General features: G+C 70.2%; 5 protein-coding genes and 2 pseudogenes. 5 read left to right on the plus strand and 2 right to left on the minus strand.

Annotated elements, in window-relative coordinates:
* Positions 1-93 precede the first annotated feature (93 nt).
* Positions 94-819: pseudogene (locus ACH4J0_RS42780) on the minus strand (reverse transcriptase/maturase family protein); the annotation flags it as partial.
* Positions 820-827: 8 nt separating this feature from the next.
* On the opposite strand from ACH4J0_RS42780, the gene ACH4J0_RS42785 reads away from it, so the two are divergent.
* The 5 genes from ACH4J0_RS42785 to ACH4J0_RS42805 all read left to right on the plus strand — a co-directional run bounded on the left by ACH4J0_RS42785 (position 828) and on the right by ACH4J0_RS42805 (position 4,450).
* The gene (locus ACH4J0_RS42785; protein ID WP_396246603.1) at positions 828-1,076 is read left to right on the plus strand and encodes a hypothetical protein; all 249 of its coding nucleotides are present in this window, start codon (positions 828-830) and stop codon (positions 1,074-1,076) included.
* Entirely contained in the window at positions 1,073-1,336 is a 264-nt protein-coding gene (locus tag ACH4J0_RS42790) for a hypothetical protein (RefSeq protein ID WP_396246599.1), read from the plus strand. The genes ACH4J0_RS42785 and ACH4J0_RS42790 overlap by 4 nt, the downstream gene beginning before the upstream one ends.
* 266 nt (positions 1,337-1,602) lie before the next feature.
* On the plus strand, positions 1,603-2,967 hold the full coding sequence (locus ACH4J0_RS42795) for an NUDIX domain-containing protein (protein ID WP_396246600.1): 1,365 nt from the start codon (positions 1,603-1,605) through the stop codon (positions 2,965-2,967).
* Positions 2,964-3,548, plus strand: coding sequence for an NUDIX domain-containing protein (locus tag ACH4J0_RS42800; RefSeq protein ID WP_396246601.1), 585 nt, complete (start codon positions 2,964-2,966; stop codon positions 3,546-3,548). The genes ACH4J0_RS42795 and ACH4J0_RS42800 overlap by 4 nt, the downstream gene beginning before the upstream one ends.
* A gap of 47 nt (positions 3,549-3,595) precedes the next feature.
* The gene (locus ACH4J0_RS42805) at positions 3,596-4,450 is read left to right on the plus strand and encodes a S1 family peptidase (protein ID WP_396246602.1); all 855 of its coding nucleotides are present in this window, start codon (positions 3,596-3,598) and stop codon (positions 4,448-4,450) included.
* Between the two features lie 268 nt (positions 4,451-4,718).
* Here the strand turns inward: ACH4J0_RS42805 and ACH4J0_RS42810 are convergent.
* Positions 4,719-5,033: pseudogene (locus ACH4J0_RS42810) on the minus strand (integrase core domain-containing protein); the annotation flags it as partial.

Consider the following 5,033-nt stretch of genomic DNA (forward strand, 5'->3'; position numbering starts at 1 on the left):
CCGCGACGATCACCGTGATGAACTGCGCGAGCATCCCAACGACTCGTCACACCAGGGCCGGTGACCTGCACCAATCACGATGGAACTTCCTCATTGCAGCCGGTGCAGCCGGAAGACGTCTCCGGCGAGCAGGTAGTACTGGACGATGCCCCGGTAAACGGCCCCGAACGTGGCGACGATCGCGTGATCGCTGCCGTTGGTCAGTTCCGTTCGCTTCGCGGGCTTGCCGCGGGCGAGATAGGGCTCGCACTTGGCCTTGATCACGTCCCTTGGGACACGAAGGGCGATCTGGCCGTTGACCCTGCGGTAGCGGCCGGTCTTCTTCGTGTCGTTGTGCTGGGTCGTGATCTCGTAGCCGAGGAACCGTGCCGCCCGGGTGCGGGCGTGGGTGATCAGCGTCTTCTCCCGGGAGAGTTCCAGCATGAGTTCGTCACGCAGGAACTCAGCCAGGCGGTACTTGATCTGCTCGGCCTCGGCTTTCGGTCCGGTGAATCCGAGGAGATGGTCGTCTGCGTAGCGGACATAGCGAAGCCTGCGATATGACGGATCGTTGGGATCGGCGCTCGGCAGGCTCACCATCCGCTGACGCAGTGTCCTGGCCTGGGCCCGGTCACCGTGCCGGCGGGCTTTCGCCAGCAGATTCTGCAACTCCAAATACGCGGGGTTTCTGACCCGGCGCTCTCCACGGGTGTACTCCGGGATCAGAACTTTCTCAACGAACTCGTCCAACCGGTGCAGGTAGATGTCGGACAGGATCGGGGAAGCCACTCCGCCTTGCGGTGCTCCGGAGGGCGTGGCTCCCCATTTCCAGTCCTCCAGGCCTGCGCGTGCCGGTCGGCCGGCTGCTGGTCTCCGACTGCAACCCGGCCACCCTGTCCCGGCACGGCCGAGCCCTGACCTGCCACGTCTACGACGCCGAACCACTGGACCCCGCCCAGGCCAAGGCGCTGCGCTTCACCGACGGGGAGATCCGCGCAGCCCTGTGGCTGCCACCGAAGGACGCCCAGGAGGTGCTGCCGACGGTGCTCGCCGACCGCGTGGCCGCAGGCCTCCAGGCGCTGGAGCGCGGGCGATGAGCATGGCGGGCCGACACAGCCGTCCGACCGAGATTTGGCAGGCCAGCGACGGTGACATCGACCAGCGCCTGAAGGCGCTGACGACCGGCCGCCCGGTCGTCGAGGAAGGCGTCAGCGTCCCGGACGGAGGCGACCGCGTCTTCCTCTCCCGGCGCGTCTTCCACCCGGACGGGCGGCTGCACAGCTGCCTGGTCCGCCTCGACTCCGCCGGCCTTTTCCCGTACCCGCCGCCCGACCGGCCCCAGGCCGGTGAACCGTGACGGCCCGCCCGCTGCACCGCCCCTCCGCGGTGTCCGCGGCGCAGGAGATCAGTAGGCGCGGAAAATCGAAAAGTCCGCCTTCGACCAGGGGCGTCGGGAATCGCCGGGCTTGATCGGACAACTCGAACAGCGGCAGGATCTCCAACCCGGATGCTGTTCTCGACTGTCCATCAACTTCTCTGCAGTGCAAAGTTATTGGTGCTGTCGTGCGACGTGATGGCGCTGGATCGCGCTGTGCTCACCTTCCAGGAAGAGGGGCTCTACGAATGATCGACTTCGAGGTGCTGACGGCTTCCGCCCGCCGCGAGGGAATCGAACGCTTCGGGGTCGGCGTCGTGGTCCGCGACCGCTCGGGCAGGGTCCTGCTGATCCGGCGGGCCGCCCATGGCGTCCTGCCCGGCCTGTGGGAGTACCCGGGTGGCGGCTGCGAGGACGGTGAGGCAGTGGACGCTGGCGTCGCCCGCGAGCTCGCCGAGGAGACCGGCCTCACGAACCTGCGCCTGGAGTTCGCGCGCACCTTGGACTTCACCAATCACAACGGCTGCCGGGTGCGGCAGTTCGTCTTCACCACCGTCGTCCCGGACGGCACGACCGCGGTCCTGTCCGACGACCACGACGGCCAGCAGTGGGCGTTGCCCGAGGCTCTGCCGCACACCGGCGACGGGCAGCGCGAGGTCATCACGTGGCTGGTCGGCCGCCTCGCCACCCCCGGCTGGCGGCCCGTCGGCGGCCACCTCACCACCATCGCCCGCCCGGCCACCTACGGGAGCTTCCTCGTCACCGACCCCGCCGGCCGGATCCTCGGGATGCACTCGGCCATCGACCCGGCCGTCTGGGGTTTCCCCGGCGGGATGGTCGAGAACGGCGAGTCCCCGTTCGACGCCGCGGTTCGCGAGGCCCGCGAGGAACTCGGCCTGGACCTGGCCGCGGAGAACCCGCAGATTCTCCGCCGTCGCCTGATCGCCGTGATCCACACCCAGGCCGACGCCGACTACCCGGTGCCGGTGCTGGGCCACATCTTCGACGGCGGCACCCTGACCGCCGAGCAGCAGGCCCGCATCCGCCTCGATCCCACCGAGCACACCGAGCACCGCTTCGAGACAGCCCACGACTGGCGCCACCACATGGACCTGGCCCACTACCAGCGGCTGCGGCAGGTCGTGCGCGCCCACCGGAGCGGACGCCCGCTCTACCTGGAACGCCCCGCCAGTCCGGACGACGACTTCGAAGGCGTCCTGGTCCTCGTCACCGACCCGGCGGGCCGCCTGCTGATGCACCTGCGCGACACCGGCCCCGGCCCCTGGCCCGGCTACTGGACCCCGCCCGGAGGCTGGCGCGAGGACGACGAGAGCGCCCAGGAGAGCGCGGTGCGCGAGGTCCGCGAGGAGGCCGGCATCGAGATCACCGTGCTGCGAACCCTCCCCGACCCCCACCCCGACCTCGGCCTCCCGCTCACCCGCGTCCTGCACGCCGCCTGGAACGGCTCCGACAGCGATCTCCAGCTCGGCGACGAGGGCCAGGCCCTGCGCATGGTCCCCCTGGCCGACGTGCTCGACCTCCACGTCCCGCCCTACCTGCAGCACTACCTCCCGCTGCTCACCAGCAGCCAGCTCGAAGGAGTCCGCCCGTGAACGCCGCACCGACCGTCAGCCGCGAGCCGGTCGTGCCGCAGCCCTGGCAGCACCACGACCGCGAGACCCTGCTGAACACCCGCTCCTACCTGATCCAGCGCGACACGGTGACCCAGCCCGACGGCACCCAAGGGGCCTTCGAGTTCCACCAGGCCCAGATCGACGCCGCGCTGACGGTCGCGATGGACGACCAGGGCCGGATCGCCATGGTCCGCTACCGCTCCTACGTCCACGGTGAGGTCCTCACTCCGCCTGGCGGGAAGCTGGACCCGGGCGAGGACCCGCTGGAGGGAGCCCGGCGCGAGCTCAAGGAGGAGTCCGGCATCACGGCCGCCACGTGGAGCCCGCTCGGCCGGATCGCGCTGATGACCAAGTCCACCGCTCACCTTCACATCTTCCTCGCCCAGGACCTGACGGTCGGTGAGCAGGAGCTGACTGGAACTGAGACGGGCATGACCGTGGAGCGGTGGCCGCTCAAGGAGGCGGTGGCCGCCGCGATGGACGGCCGGCTTTTGCTCTCTGGGGCTGTGGTGTCGGTCCTGATGGCTGCCCAGGCCGTGGGCGCAGCGGGGCGCGCGTGAGCGCCCAACCGGCCACGGCGCAGGTGCCGGCCCGGGTACACGATTGGATGATCCCGGAGCGCGAGTACGCCCGCCAGGAGCAGCGCCGGGGACGTCGGCACGCCTACACCCGACTCGACCCGGCCCGCACCGCGCTGGTGGTCGACATGGTGCCGTTCTTCGACGGGCCGGCCGCGCGCGCCGCCGACATCGCCGGTGTCCCGGTCACCGCCGCACCCGCCCCAGCCCCGGCGGCCACCGCGACCCGGCACAGCGACGCCAGCCCCTGGAGCGCCGGCGCCGAACTCACCGCGCCCGGCAACGCCTTCTGCACCTCCGGGTTCGGCGCCTGGCGCGACAAGACACCGGTCCTGCTCACCGCCGCGCACTGCGGGACCTCCGGCACGTACAAGACCGGCACCGGCACGGTGATCGGCACTGCGTCCGATTCCGACACCGGGCTCGACATCACCGTCATCAACACCAACGGCACCCCGAGCGGCCGCTTCTACGACGGCGCGTGGGACAACGCCTCCGGGTACTCCAAGCGCGTCTTCGGCGCTGGACACAATTCTGTCGGAGGCCTCGTATGCGGGAGCGGGGCGATGTCGGGCGTGCACTGCGGGCTGAAGGTCACCCAGACCGAGTACGCGGCCGGTGTCGAGGGAACCTGGCACAAGGACATGGATGTCGCCGAACGCACCGACTCCGGCACCGTTGCGGTGGCCCAGGGCGACAGCGGTGGCCCGGTCTTCGCCAGCATCAACGGCGGTGAGGACATGCAAGCCCGCGGCATCATCGTCGCCGGCAGCGGCCAGAAGGCCGTCTGCAGCCCGACAGCGGCCAGGACCACCTGCTACGACACCGTCCTGTACACCCCGATCTCGCCGGTCATCGACAAATTCGGCCTGTCCATCGCCTGACCGACAGCACGAAAGGAAGGGGCGCCTCGTGGACATCGCGCTCACCGGCCGGCTCGTGGCCACCCTCTCAGTTCTGGCCATCGCGTGCGGCGCGGCCGTCGCCCAGGGCGCCGGACCCAGCGGGCAGGAGCTAGCCGACCTCCAGCAGGCCATCTACCAGGCCGGTGTCGGACCGGCGACCTGGCACGTGAACACCGTCGGCGCCAACCCGGGCGACCGGGTGCAGAGGGTCGAGGTGATCGGCGACCTCCAGGCCGCCCGCCGTGTCCTAGCTGTTCTGACCCGTGAGGTTGGGGACGCGGCTGGCGGGTGGCTTGCCTGCGAGTGCGGTGTGTCCGCGGTGGTGATTGTAGGCGTGGAGTCAGTCAGGGTAGGCGTCGCGTCGTTCCTGTTCGGTGCGGTAGGGGCGGGCGTAGGCCCATTCGTCGAGCAGGGTCCGGTTGAAGCGCTCGACCTTGCCATTGGTCTGGGGCCGGTAGGGGCGGGTGTCTTGCGGCCGGCCGCTCGGCCGAGGACGTGGTGGCCGCCGCCGTCGGGGATGTTGCCGAGCTTCTTGATGTCCACGTGCACCAACTCGCCTGGG

The sequence above is a fragment of the Kitasatospora sp. NPDC017646 genome, from assembly GCF_044329365.1.
GTDB lineage: Bacteria > Actinomycetota > Actinomycetes > Streptomycetales > Streptomycetaceae > Kitasatospora.

Bases quoted from the DNA above. Each gene is read 5' to 3' on its own strand.
- ACH4J0_RS42790 (WP_396246599.1), top strand. From the start codon at position 1,073: ATGAGCATGGCGGGCCGACACAGCCGTCCGACCGAGATTTGGCAGGCC.
- ACH4J0_RS42795 (WP_396246600.1), top strand. From the start codon at position 1,603: ATGATCGACTTCGAGGTGCTGACGGCTTCCGCCCGCCGCGAGGGAATC.
- ACH4J0_RS42805 (WP_396246602.1), top strand. From the start codon at position 3,596: ATGATCCCGGAGCGCGAGTACGCCCGCCAGGAGCAGCGCCGGGGACGT.